Source organism: Sphingomonas sp. SFZ2018-12 (assembly GCF_022496715.1).
In the GTDB taxonomy this organism is placed as follows: Bacteria; Pseudomonadota; Alphaproteobacteria; order Sphingomonadales; family Sphingomonadaceae; genus Sphingomonas.
On record NZ_WTFM01000001.1, the window covers coordinates 677,469 to 700,150 of the forward strand.

17 protein-coding genes are annotated in these 22,682 nt (G+C 67.3%); 12 read left to right on the plus strand and 5 right to left on the minus strand.

What is annotated here, in order from left to right:
* Positions 1-192 precede the first annotated feature (192 nt).
* A complete protein-coding gene (locus tag GO308_RS03250; protein ID WP_240883794.1) occupies positions 193-1,275 on the plus strand; it encodes an FAD-dependent oxidoreductase in 1,083 nt (360 codons plus the stop codon).
* Here GO308_RS03250 and GO308_RS03255 read toward each other — a convergent pair.
* Positions 1,264-2,076, minus strand: a complete 813-nt coding sequence (locus GO308_RS03255) for a DUF1499 domain-containing protein (protein WP_240883795.1) — start codon at positions 2,074-2,076, stop codon at positions 1,264-1,266. The genes GO308_RS03250 and GO308_RS03255 overlap by 12 nt on opposite strands.
* Before the next feature lie 292 nt (positions 2,077-2,368).
* Between GO308_RS03255 and GO308_RS03260 the strand changes: the two genes are divergently transcribed.
* Positions 2,369-3,970 carry an alkaline phosphatase D family protein gene (locus GO308_RS03260; RefSeq protein ID WP_240883796.1) on the plus strand — a complete coding sequence of 534 codons (1,602 nt, stop codon included), beginning with the start codon at positions 2,369-2,371 and terminating at the stop codon, positions 3,968-3,970.
* Between the two features lie 97 nt (positions 3,971-4,067).
* On the opposite strand, the gene GO308_RS03265 is transcribed toward GO308_RS03260, so the two are convergent.
* On the minus strand, positions 4,068-4,553 hold the full coding sequence (locus GO308_RS03265) for a DUF6702 family protein (protein ID WP_197417187.1): 486 nt from the start codon (positions 4,551-4,553) through the stop codon (positions 4,068-4,070).
* A complete protein-coding gene (locus GO308_RS03270) occupies positions 4,550-6,931 on the minus strand; it encodes a M1 family metallopeptidase (RefSeq protein WP_240885195.1) in 2,382 nt (793 codons plus the stop codon). The genes GO308_RS03265 and GO308_RS03270 overlap by 4 nt, the downstream gene beginning before the upstream one ends.
* Positions 6,932-7,061: 130 nt before the next feature.
* Here GO308_RS03270 and GO308_RS03275 point away from each other — a divergent pair, with 130 nt between their 5' ends.
* The 8 genes from GO308_RS03275 (at position 7,062) to GO308_RS03310 (ending at position 15,210) form a co-directional block, all read left to right on the plus strand.
* Complete coding sequence (locus GO308_RS03275) at positions 7,062-7,253, plus strand: hypothetical protein (protein WP_240883797.1); 192 nt, start codon at positions 7,062-7,064, stop codon at positions 7,251-7,253.
* Positions 7,254-7,371: 118 nt separating this feature from the next.
* A complete protein-coding gene (locus GO308_RS03280) occupies positions 7,372-8,085 on the plus strand; it encodes a response regulator transcription factor (RefSeq protein ID WP_156437826.1) in 714 nt (237 codons plus the stop codon).
* Positions 8,082-9,407, plus strand: coding sequence for a HAMP domain-containing sensor histidine kinase (locus GO308_RS03285; RefSeq protein ID WP_240883798.1), 1,326 nt, complete (start codon positions 8,082-8,084; stop codon positions 9,405-9,407). The genes GO308_RS03280 and GO308_RS03285 overlap by 4 nt, the downstream gene beginning before the upstream one ends.
* A 215-nt stretch (positions 9,408-9,622) precedes the next feature.
* The gene (locus GO308_RS03290; RefSeq protein ID WP_066482776.1) at positions 9,623-11,098 is read left to right on the plus strand and encodes a SulP family inorganic anion transporter; all 1,476 of its coding nucleotides are present in this window, start codon (positions 9,623-9,625) and stop codon (positions 11,096-11,098) included.
* 122 nt (positions 11,099-11,220) lie between these two features.
* Complete coding sequence (locus tag GO308_RS03295; RefSeq protein WP_240883799.1) at positions 11,221-13,152, plus strand: S9 family peptidase; 1,932 nt, start codon at positions 11,221-11,223, stop codon at positions 13,150-13,152.
* A gap of 102 nt (positions 13,153-13,254) precedes the next feature.
* Positions 13,255-13,821: a sigma-70 family RNA polymerase sigma factor gene (locus GO308_RS03300; RefSeq protein ID WP_066482367.1), complete on the plus strand. Its 567-nt coding sequence runs from the start codon at positions 13,255-13,257 to the stop codon at positions 13,819-13,821.
* A complete protein-coding gene (locus tag GO308_RS03305) occupies positions 13,814-14,566 on the plus strand; it encodes an anti-sigma factor (RefSeq protein WP_240883800.1) in 753 nt (250 codons plus the stop codon). Before GO308_RS03300 ends, GO308_RS03305 begins: the two co-directional genes overlap by 8 nt.
* An 80-nt stretch (positions 14,567-14,646) precedes the next feature.
* On the plus strand, positions 14,647-15,210 hold the full coding sequence (locus GO308_RS03310) for a fasciclin domain-containing protein (protein ID WP_066482364.1): 564 nt from the start codon (positions 14,647-14,649) through the stop codon (positions 15,208-15,210).
* Between the two features lie 182 nt (positions 15,211-15,392).
* Here GO308_RS03310 and GO308_RS03315 read toward each other — a convergent pair whose 3' ends face one another.
* Complete coding sequence (locus tag GO308_RS03315) at positions 15,393-16,133, minus strand: sulfite exporter TauE/SafE family protein (protein WP_066482361.1); 741 nt, start codon at positions 16,131-16,133, stop codon at positions 15,393-15,395.
* Positions 16,134-16,237: 104 nt separating this feature from the next.
* Between GO308_RS03315 and GO308_RS03320 the strand changes: the two genes are divergently transcribed.
* Positions 16,238-17,491, plus strand: a complete 1,254-nt coding sequence (locus GO308_RS03320; protein ID WP_240883801.1) for a DUF4010 domain-containing protein — start codon at positions 16,238-16,240, stop codon at positions 17,489-17,491.
* 75 nt (positions 17,492-17,566) lie between these two features.
* Entirely contained in the window at positions 17,567-18,106 is a 540-nt protein-coding gene (locus tag GO308_RS03325; protein WP_066547968.1) for a hypothetical protein, read from the plus strand.
* A gap of 221 nt (positions 18,107-18,327) precedes the next feature.
* Here the strand turns inward: GO308_RS03325 and rpoC are convergent, their stop codons facing one another.
* Positions 18,328-22,605, minus strand: coding sequence for a DNA-directed RNA polymerase subunit beta' (gene rpoC, locus GO308_RS03330; protein ID WP_066482353.1), 4,278 nt, complete (start codon positions 22,603-22,605; stop codon positions 18,328-18,330).
* Positions 22,606-22,682 lie beyond the last annotated feature (77 nt).

Below are 22,682 nucleotides of genomic sequence, written 5' to 3' on the forward strand. Positions count from 1 at the left end.
TTTGCGCAATAAACAGAAAGCAGCAGTGATCATCGCAAAACCGATATTGACGATCACAAGACGAAGCGCCCCGAACGATCGTCGGGCCGTTGAACGCCAATTCCTTGCCGTCGAGAGGGGTGATTCGGCGTGGGCGACGTGCGGGTTGGATCGCACCCCGCCGGACCACGCGATGCCGCGGCCGCTTCGCGCATGAGCGGTCGACTCGTCCTTGTCGGTGGGGGGCACGCGCATCTGGGCGTGCTCGCCGACTGGATCCGGCGCGGCCCGCCCCCGGCCGAGACGATCCTGGTCACGCCGGCTCGCGTTGCGCTTTATTCGGGAATGGTGCCCGGCTGGATTGCCGGACGTTACACGGCCAGCGATGCCGGGATCGACCTGCAGCCGCTCTGCGCCCGCGCCGGCGTCCAGCTGCTCCTGGCCCATGCGATCCAGCTCGACCCGGTCGCCCGGCGTCTCGGTCTCGGCGATGGTTCGGAAATCGGCTGGGATCTTTTGTCCATCGCAACGGGCAGCACGCCTCGACTTCCGCCGGGCGCTGGCGATGGATCGACGGTGCTGGCCGTTCGGCCGATCGAGCGATTGATGGCCGAAATCGCGGAAATCCCATCGGCTGATGCGATGGCGGTGCTGGGCGGCGGCGCGGCCGGCGTCGAGCTCGCCTTTGCCCTCGATGCGGCCGGACATCGGCCGGTCACGCTGGTCACCGGGGATCACGGACTGCTGCCCGCTTTCGCCGCAGGCGTTCGGCGTCGCGCGGAGGATGCCCTGCGTGAACGCGGTATCGCGATCGTCGCGGCCGACGGCGAGATGCGCGACGATGGCCCGCTATGCGCGGCCGGGCGCATGATCGAGGCTCGCAGGGTCATCGCCGCGATCGGCAGTGGTGCGCCCGACTGGCTCGCCAATTCAGGCCTGGCGCGCGATCCCGCGGGCTTCATCCGGGTCGATGCCGCCCAGCGATCGCTTTCTCATCCCCGCATCTATGCGGCCGGCGACGTGGCGCGTCGGATCGACCGGGCGCTGCCGCCATCGGGCGTCCATGCCGTGTTCGCCGGGCCGGTGCTCGCCGCCAACCTGCGCGCCGCGATCGATGGCCGGCCGCCGCCGCGGCGTTATCGCCCGCGCCGCTGGACGCTGTACCTGCTGTCGACTGGCGACGGGCGGGCGATCCTGTCCTGGGGGCCGTTTGCCGCGCAGGGCAGGTGGGTGTGGTGGCTCAAGGACCGGATCGACCGGCGCTTTATCGCGCGTTTCCGCCGGCTAGCGCGCTGAGCCGAGTTTGGCGCGGATGTCCGCCGACACCCCCTCGATCCGCCTGGCATTGGCGCCCAGATCGCTCAGCCCAACCCGCGAAATCGAGCGCAGGTCGATCCGCGACCCGGCGCCGTCGGGACGGACGCGCACGATCAGGTCGTCGTCGAACCCGAACCAGAACGATGTCGCCACCGCCTCGATCCGGCCAGTCGCCCGGTCGGCCGTGTCAACGCGCAGCCCCGCGGCGCGCACCGCCGCCAACGCCGCGTCGAACGCGGCATCGGGCGTCGCGGCGACCCGGATCGGGCGGACGTCGGGATAGGCGGTCGTGCTCAATTCGCCGATCGAACGCCTGGCGATGTCGGCAAAGCGCGATCCCTGATACGCCTTGAGCGTCGCAAGCGGCGCGTCCAGCCGCGCGACCGGGTTGGCGCCCGCGGCGTCGCGCGCCTTCGCCAGCGCGGGCGATAGGGCCGGCGGGTCGGCGACATCGGTGGCGATGTCGTGGATCGGCGGGATGGCCGCGCTCTGGCTGCGCACATAGCCGAGATAGCCGAGCGCGACCGCCGGGATCAGCAGCGCGATCAGCGAGGACCGCCAGCCCCGGCGCGGCCGGCGGACCAGCGCGGCGATCAGCGCCAAGAGCGCGAGGACGAACGCCAGGCCGATGACCCGCGGTCCCCAGGTGACGATCAGGGTCAACAGCCCCGTCTGCCAGCCCCACCAGCCGAATTTGGTGCCGAGCGCCGCGACCGCGAAATAGACCGGCAACGCGAGGGAAAGGACGAGCGCGATCCGCGCAAACGCCGCGCGGGTCAACGCCGCGCTCCACGCATTGGTGTCGAATGACGCTGCATCGCAATTTCCCCTGCCCGTAACGAGTATGTCGGCGCTTATGGGCGATGCGCGCCGGTGGCAACAGGGGGGTGGAGCGCGTGTCGCCGGGCCGGCGGCTTTGGCAAAGCGGTGCGGCCTTCCACGATGTTGCGCACGATCGTCGCGGCCGGGCGGCCGGACGACGGCCTGTCACGGCGATGACATGTTGCCGATTATAGACCCGGCGATGGAATGCGGGCAGCAATGGCTCGCCGGAAAATGGGGATATCGCGTCATGGGTGACTGGGATCGGCTGCGTTCGGCGCGGCTTGACGTTTCGCGGCGCAGTGCGCTCAAGGGCTTTGGCGCAGCCGCGGTGACCGCGCTGGCCGTCCAGCCTTGGCGCCAGGCGATCGCCGATCCGATCTTTCGCACCGATCCGTTCCAGCTCGGCATCGCGGCCGGGGATCCGGCGCCCGACGGCTTCGTGATCTGGACCCGCCTCGCGCCCGAACCGCTGGCGTTCGACCACGGGATGCCGGCGCTCGCGGTGCCGGTCGACTGGGAAGTCGGCGAGGATCAGGGCTTTCGCACCATCGCGGCAAAGGGCACCGCGCTCGCGCGGCCCGAACTTGGCCATGCCGTCCACGTCGAAGTCGCCGGGCTGAAGCCCGGTCGCCCCTATTGGTATCGTTTCGTTGCCGGGCGCGAGCGCAGCGGCGTCGGCCGGGCGATGACGACGCCGCTACCCGGTGCGGCGCTCGATCGCATCCGCTTCGCGGTGGCGGGCTGCCAGCATTACGAGCAGGGCTATTTTACCGCGTATCGCAAGCTCGCCGCCGAAGCGCCCGACTTCGTGTTCTGCTATGGCGACTATATCTATGAAGGCCGGGGCGGCCGCGTGCGCAACACGCGCGAGGGACCGGTCGAGGCGATCCGCCAGCACGACGGCGACGAAATCTACTCGATCGTCGACTATCGCCGCCGCTACGCCCAGTACAAAATGGATCCCGACCTTCAGGCAGCGCATGCCGCCGCGCCGTGGTTCACGGTGTGGGACGATCATGAAATCGACAACAACTGGGTCGACCTGCTCGATCAGGACGATACGCCGCCCGGCATTTTCGCGCTGCGCCGCCAGATGGCGATGCAGGCTTATTACGAGCATATGCCGCTGCGCGCCTCGGCGCTGCCGGTCGGGCCGCAGATGCAGATCTATCGCCGCGCGCGCTTCGGCAATCTGCTCGACCTCAATCTGCTCGACACCCGGCAGTATCGCACCAACCAGCCGTGCGGCGACCGCTGGCAGCCCGATTGCCCGGGTATCAACCAGGCCGATGCGCAGATGCTGGGCGCGGCACAGGAAAAATGGCTGATGGACGGCCTCGGCAAGTCCGACGCGCAGTGGCAGGCTTTGGCGCAGCAGGTGATGGTCATGGACCTCGACCGCAATGGGGAACCCGGTGCGACCTATAATCTGGACAGCTGGGGCGGATATCGCATCCCGCGGGCGCGGCTGCTCAAGGGGATTCAGGATCGCCGGCTCGACAACGTCGTCGTGCTGACCGGTGACGAGCACCAGAATTATGCCGGAGAGCTCCACCTCGACGGGCGCAATCCGGGGGCAAAGGCGATCGCGACCGAATTCGTCGCGACCTCGATCACCTCGGGCGGCGATGGCGTCGATGTCCGTCCCGACATGGTGTGGGTCCAGGCGAATAATCCGCAGCTCAAGTTCAACAACGCCCAGCGCGGCTACATGCTGTGCGACGTCACCCGCGAACGCTGGGAAACCAAGGTGCGGGTGATGGATCGCATCTCCGACCGAAACGGCGAAATCTCGACCCGCGCGACTTTGGTGGTTCCGGCGGGTGAAACGAAGGTGGTGGCGGGCTGAGCCGCATAACGCACATCCGCGTGACCCGTTCGTTTCTCGACTTCGCTCGAAACGAACGGATCGTGATTTGGGGTCAGATCAAGACGTCTCGTCTGCGCTACTCGAAGCTCACCGTCCGCGCGGTTCCGCCGCTCAGCTGCACCGTGCGCACCGTGCCGCGGGCGCGGACATTCACCTGATGCTGCTGGCGGGGATAGACGTCGGTCAGGATGCCCGAACGCAACGTCACCGCGTCGATGCGGCCGCGCGCGCGCCCGGCGAAGTCGACGCGAACTTCGGCGGTGCTCAGGTCAGTCGCGCGGTGGGCGAGCGCCACCGGCTTGCCGTCGACGATCAGCGTGAAGCGACGTGCCAGATAGGCCTCCAGCGCGGCGATCGCGTCCGGGTCGTCCAGGCTGGTCTGGGCGTTCGGCGCGATGCGGGCCAGCGCAGGCTCGATGTCATGCGCTTCGAAACGGTGCGAGACCGTCACCGTGCCATCCTTCTCGATCATTACCACGCTGATCGCATCATGCCCGCGATGCGCCGATGCGGGCGTGGCGGCCAGCATCGCCATCGCCAGCGCAACGAACACCCCCCTCACTTCGACGGCGGCGCCGGATAGGTGCGCAGCGATCCCGGCTTCACCTGCAGGTCGCTGTCCTTCATCCGGTCCTCGACCTCCTCGGCGTCCTCGATCTCGATCGCCACCCGGTCGATCCGGCCGCGCCAGACATTGTTGGTGCGATCGGCATCGGCGGTTTCCCAAAGCGGATCCAGCTCCGCGCCGGTGATCGTCCGGGGGGTGACATATTGCCACGTCACCTGCTTGGGATCGTAGCGCCACAGCTCCGCGGGAATGCGCACCGTCTCGCTCGCGCCATCGGCGAAATCGAGCTTCAGGATCACCGGCATCACCAGACCGCCCTTGTTGGCGAAGGTGAAGCGATAGAATTTGTCCTTCACCGCCAGCGCGGCGCGCTCCTCCGCGGTCAAGTCATCGACCTTTTCCGCCAGGTCGCGGCGGTCCTGCGGCGTCACCGCGAAACGATCGCGGTCGGTGTAGAAGTCGCGCGTGGCGGGATCGCGCTCGACGACGGTCGCTTCGCCGGCGTTGCGGGTCGCGGTCAGCGATTTGGGCTCGGCGTCGCGCACCCGGCGCTTGGCCGCCGCTTCGCCTTCCAGGTCGGAGCCGACGATCCTGCCCTCGACGATCTTGTCGAGCGAGATGTCGACATGGTCGGTCGAATAGAACCAGCCTCGCCAGAACCAGTCGAGATCGACGCCCGAACTTTCCTCCATCGTGCGGAAGAAATCATATGGCGTCGGGTGCTTGAACCGCCAGCGATTGGCATATTCGCGAAACGCGCGGTCGAACAGCTCGCGACCTAGGATCGTCTCGCGCAGGATGGTCAGCGCGGTCGCGGGCTTGCCATAGCCGTTGGCACCGAACTGCAGGACCGAATCCGACTGGGTCATCAGCGGCACCTGATCCTCGGACAGCATGTATTCTGCGATGTCCTTGGGCTCGCCGCGGCGTGAGGGGAAATCCTTGTCCCACAATTTCTCGGCCTGGAACTGAAGGAAGGTGTTCAGCCCCTCGTCCATCCACGTCCATTGCCGTTCGTCGGAATTGACGATCATCGGGAAATAATTGTGCCCGATCTCGTGGATCACCACGCCGACCAGCCCGTTCTTCGCGCGCTCGGTATAGGTCAGTGCGCCGGTTTTCCTGTCCTTCACCGGGCGCGGTCCGTTGAAGGTGATCATCGGATATTCCATCCCGCCCACCGGCCCGTTGACCGACTGCGCGACGGGATAGGGATAGGGAAAGGAAAAGCGCGAATAGACGTCGATGGTGTGCGCGATCGCCTTGGTCGAATAGGCGTCCCACAACGGCCGCGCTTCCTTGGGGAAGAACGACATCGCCATGACCAGCGGCATCTCGGCCGATGCCTGCTTCACCCCCATCGCGTCCCAGGCGAACTTGCGCGACGACGCCCAGCCAAAGTCGCGCACGTTGCTGGCCGCGAACTCCCAGACGCGCGTGCCGCCGGCCTTGCCCCGCTCGGCTGCCTCCGCTTCCTCTGGCGTGACGATATAGACGGGCGCCTTGGCGGTCCTGGCGGTTTCCAGCCGCTCGCGCTGGCGGGCGCTCAGCACCTGCTCGGGGTTCTGCAGCAGCCCGGTTGCGGAGACGACATGATCGGCGGGGACAGTCAGCGCGACGCGATAGTCGCCGAATTCCAGCGTGAATTCGCCCGCGTCGAGGAACGCCTTGTTGTGCCAGCCTTCATAGTCCGAATAGACCGCGAGCCGCGGAAACCACTGCGCGCCCTGAAAGATGCAGTTGCCGTACTCGCCGGGCTGGGTGAAGCATTCATAGCCCGACCGTCCGTCGACGACCTTCTGTTCGGCGAGCGGAAAGGACCAGTCGATCGAGAACGTCGTCTCGCCGCCATTGCCCGCGACAGGCTGGGGCAGCTCGATCCGCATCAGGCTGTCGGTGATGGTAAAGGGCAGGGGCTGGCCGTCGGGCCCGCGCACCGCGGCGATGGTGAAGCCACCTTCCCATTCCTGCATCCGCTTGGCCCGGCGGATCTCGCCGATCGTGATCTTGTCCGATGCGGGCACGGTCAGGGTGCGTTCGGCGATCGAGTCCCGCTTGTACTGGTTCTGGTCGAGCAGCAGCCACAGATAGGGCAGGGCATCGGGCGAATTGTTGCGATAGCGGACCGTCTCGGTCCCCGTCACCGTCCTGCGCGCCTCGTCCAGCGTGACCCGCACGTCATAGTCGACCTTTTGCTGCCAGTAGCGATGCCCCGGTGCGCCCGATGCGCTGCGGTAATCCGTCGGCGTCGGCCAGTCCTCACCCTCCAGCTGGCGAAACTTGTCTTCCCAGCCGCCCTTGGTCTGGCGAACGGGATCGGCAAGCGCGGGCGCAACGGTGATCAGGCTGGCGCCCAGCAGCAACGCGGTCATTCGCAGCAAGTCGGATGGTCCTTCGATGACGGGATGTCCCTTCATCGTCGAGCGTGGTTGCCGGGCTGTCAAGCATGCTGGGGAACACCTGGCGCCCCCCGCCGTTGCCCTGTCTAGAAGGAGATTCGAAATGGATACGAGCGATACCATTGGTAGCCTTATGTTTTTTACGCTGATTGTGGTCGCGCTGATCGCGGTGGTGATGCTGGGCGTGTTCCTCCAGCGCCGGTCGAACCGTCATCCGATGGCCGATCAGCCCGAACGCAACGCGGCCGAGATCGAGGCGCATGTGATGCCGGAGCGCGACCGCAACCACCGCTGATCGGCCGGACCACCGGGGAAGCGCGCTGGCAGCGGAGTTGACCTGTCGTGCCGCGTCGGATTAACCCGGCGCGTCGCGCGGTCTTGCGGCCATTATAGAAGTCGACCTTGCCGACCCGATGCAGTCGCCCGGAAAGATCCTGATCGTCGAGGATGACGCACCGCTGCGCATCCTGGTCGCGCGCGCGCTTCGCGATTACGGTTACGAGCCGGTCGGCGTGTCGACCGCTGCGGAAATGTACCCGCTGCTCGAGGCCGGCGACTTTCAGGCGTTGCTGCTCGACATCATGTTGCCCGGCACCAACGGTCTCGACATTTGTCGTGCGGTGCGCGCGACGACATCCATCCCGATCATCATCATCTCCGCGCGCGGCCAGGAAAGCGACCGCATCGTCGGGCTTGAAATCGGCGCCGACGACTATCTTTCCAAACCGTTCGGCCCCGGCGAACTGATCGCGCGGATCCGCGCGGTGTTGCGCCGCGCGGGGGGCGCGCTGATGGCCGCGACAGCGGCGCGCGAAGTCCGTTTCCAGGGCTGGTGCATCGACACCTCGCGTCGCGAACTCGTCGCGCCCGACGGTTCGCAGGTGATGCTGTCGGGGGCGGAATACGACCTGCTGATCACACTCACCGACACCGCCCAGCGCGTCGTCAGCCGTGATTTCCTGCTCGAACAGTCGCGCGATCGGCTCGCGGGCGTGTCGGATCGCTCGGTCGACGTGCTGGTCAGCCGGCTGCGGTCGAAGCTGGGCTCGCACGCGGGCGGTGCCGACCTGATCAAGACGGTGCGCGGCGTCGGCTACATGTTTCTGCCTTCGGTCGAACGGCGATGAGGCGCGTCCGCCTGTGGCCCTCGGGCCTGACCGGGCGGGTGACCCTCGTATTGCTCGCCGCGATCCTGGTCGAGTTCCTGGGCAGCGTGCTCGTCTTCGGCGAGGCGGAACGACTGCTGATGCGCAATGAACAGTCGCAGCGGATCGCCGAACAGCTCGTCGTCGCCGAACGCGTGATCCAGACGGCCGCCCCTGCCACGCGCGTGCAGACCGCAACCGCGCTTTCGACCCGCCACGTCCGCTTCGACTGGTCGCGTCAGCCGCCCGGCATCGATCGCAAATCGGCGAAGACCGCAGCGATCGTCAGCGAAATCCTGTTGTGGGAGCCGACGCTCGCCCGCCATGCGCTGCGCCTGGGCACGCGAGACAAGGGCGGCGAGAGCTATCTGATCGGCGGCGTCCGGCTCGATGACGGGACGTGGCTCCAGTTCAAGTCGAACGAACCATTGACGCCGTGGGCGACAGCGATCGAGACGCTGCTGTCGGTCGCGATCGTCGCGCTGGCGGTCGTGCTGGTCGCGGCGGTGCTGGTCCGCACGCTTGCCGCGCCGCTGCGCGCGCTGGCGGCCGCGGCGGGCGAAATCGGCTTCGAGCATCGCGTCCATGTCGAGGGCGCGGGGCCGCGCGAGCTGAGCCAGCTCGCCGAGGCGCTCAACGCGATGCAGGACCGGATCGGGCAGCTGATCGACACCCGCACCCAGGCGCTGACCGCGGTCAGCCACGACCTGCGTACGCCGCTGTCGCGGCTGAAGATGCGGATCGGGGCGCCGGCGGCCGCACTGGATGCCGACGCCATGCGCGAGGATGTCGACGAAATGGAGGCGATGCTCACCTCGATCCTCGATTTCATGCGCGGCGGCGAGCTGGAAGCGCCGCGCCGGATCGATGTCGCCAGCCTGCTCCAGACGATCGCCGACGACGCCGCCGACATGGGGCACGATGTTAGCTATGCCGGCCCCGCGGGTCTGAACGCGATGGCACGCCCCGTGCTGCTGCGCCGCGCGATCACCAACCTGGTCGACAATGCCGTGCATTATGGCGGATCGGCGACGATCGGGCTGGAGGCCGGACGTGGCGCGGGTGGTCGTGCGGGGCTTAACATCATCGTGCGCGACCGCGGGCCGGGGATCGACGCGGGAGAAATTGGGCGCGTCACCGAACCCTTCATGCGCGGCGATTATGCGCGCGCGCGCGATACGAAGGGGCTGGGGCTCGGCCTTGCCGTGGCCGATCAGGCCGCCCGCGTGCACGGCGGCACGCTGACGCTTGAAAACGCCGATCCAGGGCTGCGCGCGACGCTGTTCCTGCCCGATCACGCCTGAATCGCCGCGCCTGCTCCAGCAACACTTTGTTACGTGCGGGCTGCGCCGCAGCAAAGAAGCCGCGCCATCTTCACAGCGACCACGCTGCGTGTCGGTCGGCTCGGGGAGACGTTCCCGCCAAACGCCGGCGCGCAGCCGACAGGTGAAAGGCGTCGCGAACGATGGACATGAGCAACACACCGACCGGGCCGAAAGCGGGCTTCGAGAAGCCGACGATGCGCGATCTGGCAGCATCGTTCGTCGTTTTCCTCGTCGCGCTGCCGCTTTGTCTCGGGATCGCGATCGCCTCCGGTGCGCCGCCCGAAGCCGGGCTGGTGACGGGCATCGTCGGCGGTATCGTCGTCGGTCTGCTCGCCGGTCAGCCGCTGCAGGTCAGCGGGCCGGCGGCGGGGCTGGCGGTCATTGTCTTCGACCTCATTCAGAAGCACGGCATCGAGACGCTCGGGCCGGTGCTGATGCTGGCCGGCGTCATCCAGCTCGTGGCCGGTGCGGCGCGGATGGGTGGATGGTTTCGCGGCGTTTCCCCGGCAGTCGTTCACGGCATGCTTGCCGGAATCGGCGCGCTGATCGTTGTCCAGCAGTTTCACGTCCTGTTCGATGATACCCCGCGCAGTTCGGGGCTCGCCAACCTGAAGGCCATTCCCGAACAGTTCATCGGCCTGACCCAGGGCAGCACGATCGCCGCGGTAATCGTCGGCCTCGTCACGATCGCCGGCATGGTCGGCTGGGAAAAGTTCAAGCCAGCGGCGCTCAAGCTCGTCCCCGGCGCCCTCGTCGGTGTCATGCTGGGCACCCTCGTCTCGCTGCTGGGGATGACCGCGGTGAAGCGTATCTCGCTCCCCGAAAACATCCTGGGCGGGCTCAACATCGCGGGCGGTTCTGACTTCGCTCGGCTGGCCGATCCCACCGTGATCGGGCTGGCGATCGCGATCGGCTTCATCGCCAGCGCGGAAACGCTGCTGTCGGCGGCGGCGGTCGACCGGATGCAGGATCGTACCCAGACCGACTATAACAAGGAACTGCGCGCCCAGGGCGTCGGCAATTTCCTTTGCGGGATGCTCGGGGCGCTCCCGATGACCGGCGTGATCGTCCGAAGCTCGGCCAATGTCCAGGCGGGCGCGACAACGCGCGCATCGACGGTGCTGCACGGCATCTGGCTGCTGGCGTTCGTCGCTTTCCTGCCTGCGGTGCTGGCGGTGGTGCCGACCGCGACGTTGGCCGGCGTGCTTGTCGTGACCGGGTGGAAGCTCGTCAAGTTCAAGGATGCCCGTCACCTGTTCGAGCGATATGGCCTGCTGCCGGCGGCGACCTGGGCGGTGACTTTCATTCTGGTGGTGACCGTCGACCTTTTGACCGGCGTCATGGTCGGCCTGGCGATGTCGATGCTGGAACTGGTGCCGCAACTGCGCCGCATCGGCTTCAAGGTCCATGAAAGCGGCAGCGCGGACGACCATCGCGTCGCCCTGACCGGCGGTGCGACCGTTCTGCAGATCAACCGGCTGACCAAGCTGCTCGACCGGTTGCCCGCGCGCGGACGACTGAAGCTCGACCTTTCGGGCCTGCATTTCGTCGATCACACCAGCAACGAATTGCTGGCGGAAACGCTCAAGCGCAAGCAGCGGTCGGGGCTGCGCGTCGAGCTGATCGGCGAAAACAGCCAGCGCGAGCGACTGGCTGCCAGCCTGGCCTGAGCGCAGCCCCGGCCGCTCGATCGTCACCGCGATCAATGCGCGACCCGCGGGGTCGCGCCGCTTCGCAGTCGCTGACCGCGCGTGTAGGGTGCGCCCGAATCGAACGGGGGACGGGGGTGGCGATGCGTCGAATTGCCTTGGGGCTGTTGCTGGTTGCGGGCAGCGCATCGGCGCAAACGAATGATCCGATTTTCCTGCCCGAGGACGTCGTTCGCGCCGCACCCGTAACCTTGCGTGGCGCGGACAATGCGGCGGCGGACGTCGCCCGCTTCCTGCTGGTGCGCAGTGCGCGCAACCCGGTACTCAGCGCGGACGGCCGCACCATCGCCTATCTGAGCGACGTGACCGGCGTGCCCCAGATCTGGGCGGTGCCCGCGACGGGCGGCGTGCCTGACCAGCTGACCTATGGCTCGGGCGTCGATTGGATCGAAGCCGCGCCGGGCGGCGGCTGGCTCTATGGCGCGGATACCGACGGGGACGAGCGGGTCGGCATGTACTGGCTGTCGGCCGATGGCACGCGCGAGCGCGAAGTCATCGCCAAGACGCCCGCATTTCGCCAGTTCGGCACCTGGTCGCCTGACGGCCAACGCTTCGCCTATGCGTCGACCGAGCGCAACGGTCGCGACTTCGACATCCATGTGGCGGACACCGCAACCGGCCGGAGCCGGCTGGTGTTCGAGGGCAAGGGCGGCTTCTATCCCGTTGCGTGGCAGCCGGGTGGCGATCGCGTCGTGGTCAGCGAGACGCGCGGCGGCCAGGGCAACAATCTCTATCTGCTCGACATCGCGACGGGGCGTGCCGAACCCCTGTTCAAGCCGCGCGACACCGCCGAATATATCGGGGCGGAATTTTCGCCCGACGGCAAAAGCCTGTATCTCGCGAGCAACGAGGGCAGCGATCATCACCGCCTGATCCGCTACGACATCGCGACGCGGCGGACGACCGTGCTTGCCGATCCCGGCCGCGACATCGACGGCGTGACGCTTGGCGCCGACGGCCGTTATCTGGCCTGGACGACGATCGAGACCGGCTTTTCGCACCTGCATGTGCGCGACCTCAGCACGGGCCGCGACGTGACGGTGCCCGATCTGCCGCGCGGCGTCTTCACGATGCGCTTTGCGGCCGGGGCGCCGGTGCTGGTCATCAACGCCAACGGGCCGACGACCGCGGGCGAGGTGCGGGTGTGGCGCGTGCCGGACGCGCAAGCAACGGTGGCGGTGCCCGCCGACACGCCGGGGCTCGATCTCGCGACGATGGTCGTGCCCGAACCGGTGGCGTTTCCCGCTCGCGACGGCGCGCCGCTCACCGGTCTGCTCTACATGCCGCGCCTGGCGGCCGGCGCGCCGTTGCCGCCGGTCTATCTCAAGGTTCATGGCGGGCCGAGCGCCTATGCCGCGCCGACATTTTCGGCGGAGACGCAATATTATGTGTCGCGCGGCATCGCCGTCCTGGACTTCAACTATCGCGGCTCGACCGGGCAGGGCAAGGCGTTCGCCGAACTGAACGACCGCGAGAAGAAGGTCGACGAGGTCGGGGACCTCGCCGATGCCGTGGCCTGGCTCAAGTCCACCGGCCGGGTCGATGCGTCGCGGGTCGCGGTCGGCGGCGGGTCTTATGGCGGCTACTTGACCAATCAGGCGCTCGGTACTTATCCCGATCTGTTCATTGCCGGCGTCTCGGCGGTCGGCGTGTCCGACTGGGTGACCGCGCTGGAGGGCGCAAGCCCGGCGCTCAAGGCCGCCGACCGGCTCGAATTCGGCGACATCGCCGATCCCAGGGTGCGCGCCTTTTTCGCGAAGCTGTCGCCGATCAACAATGTCGACAAGATCAAGGCCCCGCTGCTCGTCATGCACGGGGCCAATGATCCGCGCGATCCGGTGAGCGAGAGCGACCGCCTGGTCGCCGGCATCCGTGCCAATGGCGGGCAGGTGACCTATCTGCGCTTTCCCGACGAAGGCCATGGCATCGCCCGGCTCAATAATCGCGTCCACGCCTATCGCCGCGTGGCCGAATTTCTGGAACAGCGATATGCGCAGGCGCGCGGCGGCCAATAGGCGGGTCGGCGCGCATTCGCGCATCTTTTCGGCGGACGAGCCCGTTTTTCCCGGCGCGCGCGGGGGGATTTACGGGTGCTTGGTAAGGTTTAGGATCGCATCATGACGAGGGAGGACGACGATGCGCGCCGCGCCAGGCTGACGGCCGCGCTGGAGCGTGTGGGCAGGGGGGATCGTGACGCATTGCGCGACGTCTATGACATGACCGCCGCGAAACTATTCGGCATTTGCCTGCGTATCTCGAAAGATCGGGAGATCGCCGAGGATATTTTGCAGGACGTGTTCATCAAGGTGTGGAACCGCGCGGGGCGGTTTGAGGCGGGGCGGGCAAGCCCGATCACGTGGCTGAGCGTCATCGCGCGCAACACCGCGATCGACTGGCGCCGCGCCCAGCCGCGTGCGCGCTTCGTCGATCAGGATCACGCGATGGACGTCGCCGATGACCGGCCCGATGCGGTGGCGGCGATCGGCGCGGCGCAACAGCGCGCGCGCGTCCTCGACTGCCTCGACGCGCTCGACCCGCGCCAGCGCGATGCGATCCGCCAGGCCTTTTTCGACGGCTTCACCTATGCCGAGCTGGCCGACCGGCTGCAGGTGCCGCTCGGCACGATGAAGAGCTGGGTGCGCCGCGGCCTGCTCCAGATGCGGGAGTGCGTGGGCGATGCCTGATCCCGCGATGACCGACGAGGAGCGCGACGTGCTCGCGGCCGAACTGGCGCTCGGCGTGCTCGACGGGGCCGAACGCGCGGCCGCCCAGCGCCTCCGGCTCAGCGATCCCGATTTCGCGGCAGCGGTCGAGCGTTGGGCGAGCCAGCTTGCGCCGATGAACGACGCCGCCGCCGATGTCGCGCCCGACGACGGCGTGTGGGCGGGCATCGACCGGCGGCTGGGCGGTCCGGCGGAAGCGCCGGGGGATGCCGACGATGCGCGCGTCGTCATGCTGGAGCGCCGCGTGCGCGGATGGCGCTCGGGCGCGTTCGTTTCCGGTGCGGTCGCCGCGGCGCTGGCGCTGGTGATGATCCTGCGTCCGGCACCCGCACCCGTTGAGATCGTCCGCGCGCCCGACCAGCTCGTGCTTGCGCAGTTGACCGGCAGCCCGGACGGCGCGCTGCTCGCGGCGCGCTATGATCCCGAACCCGGGGCGCTGCGCATTCGCGCCATCGCCCTGCCGGAGGGCGAGCGCGCCGGGCCCCAGCTCGCGCCCGAACTCTGGGTCATCCCCGACGATGGCATCCCGCGGTCGCTTGGCCTCGTGGCCCAGACGGGCACGAGCATCGTCGCGGTCGCGCCGGAGAACCGCGCCTTCATCCGCGACGGCGCGACGCTGGCGATCACCATCGAGCCTGTGGCCGGTGCACCCCACGCCGCGCCCGGCAGCGCGCCGGTCGCCGCCGGAAAAATTTCCACGCTCTGATGCATCCGGCCCGCTTCGGGCTGCGTAGCTTCCTCCGCATCCCCCGATGAGGGTTGCAGGAATTCAGGAAGGAAGCTCGAATGACGAAGCGTGTTCTCAGCCGCGTGTCGATGTCGGCGCTGGGCGCCGTCGCCCTGCTCGCCGGATCGGCGGTGATCGCCAAGGATTACCCGATGGTCGGCGGTGCCGCGATGTATCCGACCAAGACGATCGTCGAAAATGCGGTCAATTCAAAGGATCACACGACGCTGGTCGCCGCGGTGAAGGCTGCGGGGCTGGTCGACACCCTGTCCGGCCCGGGTCCGTTCACCGTGTTCGCGCCGACCAATGCCGCCTTTGCCAAGCTGCCCGCCGGAACGGTCGAGACGCTGGTGAAGCCGGAGAACAAGGCGACGCTGACCTCGATCCTCACCTATCATGTCGTGCCGGGCAAGCTGATGGCGGCGGATGTCGCCAAGGCCGTCGCGGCCGGCGGCGGCAAGGCGATGCTGACCACGGTCAACGGCGCCAAGCTGACCGTCAGCAAGTCGGGTTCGGGCTATATGCTCACCGATACCAAGGGCGGCACCGCCAATATCACGATCGCCGATGTCGGCCAGTCGAACGGCGTCATTCACGTGATCGACGGGGTGGTCCTGCCCTGATCTGACGGGACGTTACGGTTTGGCGTGGCAATTTCCCGGGCCGCGCCGGGACGCCGATCGATCGTCGCCCCCTTTCGATCGACGGCGTCAATCCAGGCCGGGGGTGGTTGCCCTCCGATTTGCCATCCCCGGCGCCGCCGCCCGGTCGTTCCCACCGGGCGGCGGCACTTTTTCGTGGGGTGTCAGGTCAGCACCAGCTTGGCACCCGCGATCAGCAGCACGAGCCCCAGCACCTGGAACAGCCGCGTCGACGGCAGGCGCACGACGCCCAGATGCGTGCCGATCAGCGCACCCGACGCCACGGCGGCGACGAACCACGGCAGCTCTGCCGGCAGGCGCCCGACGCTGGACAGGTTTCCGGCAAGCCCCGCGATCGAATTGCACAGGATGAAGACGGCGGCGATGCCGCTCGCGCGGCGTGGCGCCGCCCAGCCGCAAAAGAGCAGCACGGGGCTCAGGAAGATGCCCCCCCCGGTGCCGGTCAGGCCGGACAAAAGGCCGATTCCCGCCCCGCCGAGGAGTCCCGCCAGAACCGGGGGCGCGGTAATCATGCGCTGGCGGTCGAGCGGGCGCGGCCACAACAGCCGGATGCCCGCCAGCCACAGCACCACGCCGACGATCGGGCGGTAAAGCTCGGCGGGCAGCTGCACCGCGCCGCCGAGGAATGCGAAGGGCACCGCGCCGGCGATGAAGGGCAGGGCGGTGCGCAGGTCGAACTGGCCCGCCCGCACGAAGCGCCAACTGGTAAAGCTCGCGACCAGGATGTTGAGGACGAGCGCGGTCGGCTTCATCGTCTCGGGCGCGAAGCCGACGAGCGCCATGATCGCCAGATAGGCGGATGCGCCGGCATGGCCGACCGAGGTGTAGAGCAACGCGCCAATCCCCATCAGGAGCGCGGTGAGCAGGATCAGGTCGGGGGCCATGCCGCGCCGTCCTATCGGGTGTGCGCGTAAAACGAAACCGCCATGGCGACGATCGCGTCGCTGCAGTATGTCCGGTGGGGGGGCGTCGAACGAATGGCGGGGCGATGACCTGGGACGATGAATATTTGGGCATCGGGGCCGCCGTCCTGGCGGGACTGCTGATCGGCATCGAACGTGGCTGGAAACTGCGCGACGCCGCAGCGGGCAGCCGGGTTGCCGGCGTGCGGACGTTCAGCCTGCTGGGATTGCTCGGCGGCATGGCCGGGCTGATCGGACGCGGAGACCAGATATTCGCCGCCGCGGCGCTGATCACCGCGGCCGCCGCAACCATCGTCATCGGTTACGTGCGCAGCGCGACCATGGCCGCGCGGCTGGACGCCACATCGGCCATCGCCGGTATCGTCACGCTCGCGCTCGGACTGCTCGCCGGCGGTGGGCGGCCGGTATTGGGGATCGCCGGTGCCGCGCTGGCGATGCTGATCCTTGCGGCCCGGCGCGAACTGCACGCCTTTATCGACCGGCTGGACGCGCAGGACGTGAAATCGGCGGCGCGCTTCGCCGTCATCGCGGTCGCGGTACGGCCCTTCCTCCCGGCGGGCAACTACGGCCCCTATGACGCCTGGAACCCGCAGTCGCTCTGGCTTGTCGTCGTGCTGGTCACGGGCTTCTCCTTTGCCGGCTTTGTCGCGAACCGGCTGTTCGGGGCGCGGCACGGGACGATCGCGACGGCGGTGATCGGCGGTGCCTACAGCTCGACCGCCGTCACCCAGTCGCTGGCACAGACGCTGCGATCCGAAACGGCGGGCGGGGCGGAATGCGCCGGCATCGCGCTGGCATCTGCCGTCATGTATCTGCGTGTCGGCGTCCTCGTCGCGATGCTTGCCCCGATGGTTTTTCCCGCGTTTCTGGTGTTGATCGCGCCGGCTTTCGTCGTTTCGGCGCTGGCGGGACTTTGGTTGTTGCGCACCTCGATTGCGGGCCATCGCACGCCGCCACCCGGCAATCCGATCGCGCTGTTGCCCGCGCTCGCCTTTGTCGTGTTCATCGCGATGGCGGCGGTGGTGGTACGCTGGGCTGAGGGGCGGTTCGGGGCCAGCGGGATTGCGATCCTGATCCTCATCATGGGGAGCCTGGATGTCGATGCGGCGATCGTCACCGTCGGCGGGCTCGATGCCGGTGCGATCGCGCCGACGCTGGCCGCCCTGGCGCTTGGCGGCACGGTGCTCGCCAACATGGCGGTAAAGCTGGGAATCACCATCGGCTATGCCCGATCACGCGGGCGCGATGCCGCTATCGCGCTGGCGGCCAGCATGGCGGCGCTGGCGCTGGCGCTCGCCTGGGGGTGGTTCGGCCGTTAAGCGGCATGTGCCGGGTTGACCAGTCGGCCGATTGGCGCTGGACTGACGTCCTCGATGCGATGGTGGGGAGCGCGCATGTTGATGGGTATCCTGAGCAGCCTGGCCGCCCTGTTCGCGCCGTCGGCGGCGTCGGGACAGGCTGCGCCCGCAACCTGCGCGGTCGAACCGGCGCTGCCGCGCGAATGGCAACGCTGGCCGATGCGGATCGGCGTATCCGCCGCCGCATCGTCCGCGACCATGTCTGTAATCCGCGTCGACCAGGCATTTGACGTGACGCTGGTGCCCGGCAGCCTTGCCCGCTTCGTCGTGCCGCCCGGGCGCAAGCCGGAAACCGGCGGCCATGCCGGTCTGGTCGAGCTGAACGTGATCCAGCCGGGGCTGCATCAGGTCGCGCTCGGGAGCGCCGCGTGGGTCGACATCGTCCAGAGCGGACGAACGATCGCATCGGTTGATCACGGACATGGCCCGGAATGCTCGGGCATCCGCAAGATCGTGACCTTCAATCTCCAGCCCGGACGCTACGTCATCCAGCTGTCGGGGGCGGCGGATCCCGCATTGGCGCTGATGGTCCGCCGCCGCGAAGCGCGCGAGCTGCGCCAGTCCGGCGGGATGTAGCGCCGGATCGAGCGCGGGCAATCAGGCGGGTTTCTCGACTTCGCTCGAAACCAACGGGGTTCGGACGCGCGAGGCATTCCGTGCCCGTTGGTTTTGAGCTCAGCGCCCGTTCGTTTCGAGCGACGTCGAGAAACGCATGACCCGCTGACCGAAAAACGCCGCCGCCGGGCATCCCCGACGGCGGCGTTTTCATGTGACAGCCGGTATCCGGGCGAGGGGGCTTATTCCTCGTTCAGATACTCGCCCGCATCCGCATCGGTGCCGTGGCCGCTGGCGGCAACCTTGCCGAGCGGATCGTCGCCGGTGCCCTGGGCATCGCGGGTGCTGCGCGCCAGTTCGGCTTCATGCTCTTCAGCCGCCGAATTGGGCGCGATCAGCGACACTTCCTGCATGCGACGCGCGGCAACCCGCATCGCGGCATCGCGCGACGAGGCGGCGACGCGCAGGCGGTTCATGCCCGCACCCGTGCCCGCCGGGATCAGGCGGCCGACGATCACGTTTTCCTTCAGGCCGATCAGCGTGTCCTGCTTGCCCTGGACCGCCGCCTCGGTGAGGACGCGGGTGGTCTCCTGGAATGACGCCGCCGAGATGAAGCTGCGGGTCTGCAGCGACGCCTTGGTGATGCCGAGCAGCACGGGCTTGCCCTGGGCGCGCGCCTGGCCGGGGGCCAGCTTTTCGTTGATCGCGTCCATTTCCTCGCGATCGACCTGCTCGCCGACCAGCAGCGTGGTGTCGCCGCTTTCGATGATCTCGACCTTCTGCAGCATCTGGCGAACGATCACCTCGATGTGCTTGTCGTTGATCTTCACGCCCTGAAGTCGATAGACTTCCTGGATTTCGCTGACCAGATATTCGGCCAGCGGCTCGATGCCGAGCACTTCCAGAATGTCGTGCGGATCGGGGCTGCCGCCGATCAGGTTGTCGCCGCGCTTGACGTAATCGCCTTCCTGCACGTCGATGACCTTCGACTTCGGCACCAGATATTCCACGACCTCGCCGCCGTCCTCGGGCTGGATGCCGATCTTGCGCTTGGCCTTGTAATCCTTGCCGAACACGACACGGCCGCTGACCTTGGCGATGATCGCGTTCTCCTTGGGCTTGCGGGCCTCAAAGAGTTCGGCGACGCGCGGCAGACCGCCGGTGATGTCGCGGGTCTTGGCCGCTTCGCGGCTGACACGTGCCAGCACGTCGCCGCCCTTCACCTCGGCCCCGTCCTCGACCGACAGCGTCGCGCCCGGCGCGAGCATGTAGCGGCCGGCCTCGCCCGAACCCGAATCGAGCAGGGTCAGGCGCGGACGAAGATCCTCCTTCGCCTTGCCACGATATTCGGTGACGACGCGCTGGGTGATCCCGGTCGCTTCGTCGGCCTGTTCGGTCAGCGTCTTGCCGTCGATCAGGTCGACATACTTCACGATACCGGGATTTTCCGTGATCACCGGCATGGTGAACGGGTCCCATTCGGCCAGCCGGTCGCCGGTCTTCACCTGGTCGCCGTCCTCGAACATCACATAGGCGCCGTACGGGATGCGGTGCACCGCGCGCTCGCGGCCTTCCTCGTCGATGATCGCCAGCTCGGCTGAACGCGACAGCACGACGCGACGGCCGCGCTGGTCGACGATCATGCGCACGTCGCGGAACTCGATCGTGCCGTCGCTGGTCGCTTCCAGGTTCGACTGCTCGTTGAGCTGCGCCGCGCCGCCGATGTGGAACGTCCGCATCGTCAGCTGCGTGCCCGGCTCGCCGATCGACTGCGCCGCGATGACGCCGACCGCTTCGCCGATATTCACCGGCGTGCCGCGCGCCAGGTCACGGCCATAGCACTTGCCGCACACGCCGATCTTGGCTTCGCAGACCAGCGGCGAGCGGATCTTGACGCCCTGGGTCCCGACCGCCTCGATCTGGGTGATGTGCGCCTCGTCGAGCAGCGTGCCGACCGGGATCACGACTTCGCCCGTCTTCACGTCGACGATGTCCTCGGCCGTGGTGCGGCCCAGGATGCGTTCGCCCAGCGACGCGATGGTCGATCCGCCCTGAACGATCGCCTTCATCTCCAGCGCGCGTTCGGTGCCGCAATCTTCCTCCATGACGACGCAGTCCTGGCTGACATCGACCAGACGGCGGGTCAGGTAGCCCGAATTCGCCGTCTTGAGCGCGGTGTCGGCCAGGCCCTTGCGGGCGCCGTGGGTTGAGTTGAAGTACTCAAGGACGGTCAACCCCTCCTTGAAGTTCGAGATGATCGGCGTTTCGATGATCTCGCCCGACGGCTTCGCCATCAGGCCGCGCATGCCCGCCAGCTGCTTGATCTGTGCCTGCGAACCACGCGCGCCCGAATGCGCCATCATGTAGATCGAGTTGATCGGCTTCTCGCGGCCCGTTTCCGGGTCCTTCTTCACCGCCTTGATCTCGTCCATCATCGCGACGGCGACCTGGTCGCCGCAACGCGACCAGGCGTCGATCACCTTGTTGTACTTTTCCTGCTGGGTGATCAGGCCGTCCTGGTACTGCTGCTCATAATCCTTCACCAGCGCGCGGGTCTCGTCGACCATCGCTTCCTTGGCGTCGGGGATGATCATGTCGTCCTTGCCGAACGAGATGCCGGCCTTGAACGCGTGCTGGAAGCCCAGCGTCATGATGCCGTCGGCGAACAGCACCGTCTCCTTCTGGCCGGTGTGGCGATAGACGGTGTCGATGACGTCGCCGATTTCCTTCTTCGTCAGCAGGCGGTTGATCGTCTCGAACGGGACGCGATGCGACTGGGGCAGCTTCTCGCCCAGCAGCAGCCGGCCCGGCGTCGTTTCGACCCGCTTGAGGTAGCTGTTGCCGGCCTCGTCGACCTGGGGCACGCGCGTCGTCACCTTGGTGTGCAGCGTCACCGCACCGGTATCGAGCGCGTGGTGCACCTCCGCCATGTCGGACAGCAGCATGCCTTCGCCCGGCTCGCCTTCCTTCATCATCGACAGGTAATAGATGCCCAGCACCATGTCCTGCGACGGCACGATGATCGGCTTGCCGTTGGCGGGCGACAGGATGTTGTTGGTCGACATCATCAGCACGCGCGCTTCCAGCTGCGCCTCGAGGCTCAGCGGCACGTGCACGGCCATCTGGTCACCGTCGAAGTCGGCGTTGAATGCCGAGCAGACCAGCGGGTGAAGCTGGATCGCCTTGCCTTCGATCAGCACCGGCTCGAACGCCTGGATGCCCAGGCGGTGGAGCGTCGGCGCGCGGTTCAGGAGAACCGGGTGCTCGCGGATCACCTCATCCAGGATGTCCCAGACTTCCTTGCGCTCCTTCTCGACCCACTTCTTGGCCTGCTTGAGCGTCATCGACAGCCCCTTGGCGTCGAGGCGCGCGTAGATGAACGGCTTGAACAGCTCGAGCGCCATCTTCTTGGGCAGGCCGCACTGGTGCAGCTTCAGTTCGGGCCCGGTCACGATGACCGAACGACCCGAATAGTCGACGCGCTTGCCGAGCAGGTTCTGACGGAAGCGGCCCTGCTTGCCCTTCAGCATGTCGGACAGCGACTTCAGCGGACGCTTGTTGGCGCCCGTGATCGTGCGGCCGCGACGGCCATTGTCGAACAGCGCGTCGACCGCTTCCTGCAGCATGCGCTTTTCGTTGCGGACGATGATGTCCGGCGCGCGCAGTTCCATCAGGCGCTTCAGGCGATTGTTGCGGTTGATGACGCGGCGATACAGGTCATTGAGGTCCGACGTCGCAAAGCGGCCGCCGTCGAGCGGCACCAGCGGACGCAGCTCGGGCGGAATGACCGGCACGACGTCCAGGATCATCCACTCAGGACGATTGCCCGATTCCAGGAAGCTTTCGACGACCTTCAGCCGCTTGATGATCTTCTTGGGCTTGAGTTCCGACTTGGTGACCGCCAGTTCCTCAAGCAGCGCGGAACGCTCGCCTTCGAGGTCGAGGTCCATCAGCATCTGCTTGACCGCTTCCGCGCCGATGCCGGCCGAGAACGCGTCCTCGCCATACTGGTCCTGCGCGTCGAGCAGCTCGTCCTCGGTCAGCAGCTGATACTTCTCAAGCGGGGTCAGGCCCGGCTCGATCACGATGTAGCTCTCGAAGTAGAGCACGCGCTCGAGCTGCTTCAACTGCATGTCGAGCAGCAGGCCGATGCGGCTCGGCAGCGACTTCAGGAACCAGATGTGCGCGACCGGCGCGGCCAGTTCGATATGGCCCATGCGCTCGCGGCGGACCTTCGACACGGTCACTTCCACGCCGCACTTTTCGCAGACGATGCCCTTGTACTTCATGCGCTTGTACTTGCCGCACAGGCACTCGTAATCCTTGATCGGACCGAAGATGCGCGCACAGAACAGGCCGTCACGCTCGGGCTTGAACGTGCGGTAGTTGATCGTCTCGGGCTTCTTGATCTCGCCGAACGACCACGACCGGATGCGATCGGGCGATGCGATGCCGATCTGGATCTGGTCAAAGGTTTCCGGCTTGGCGATCGGATTGGCGAAATTGGTCAGTTCGTTCATTTCTGTTCCATCCTTCAGCCCCTCTCCCGCTTGCGGGAGAGGAAGGGGCCCGCCCGCAACGCGGGTGGGAAGGTGAG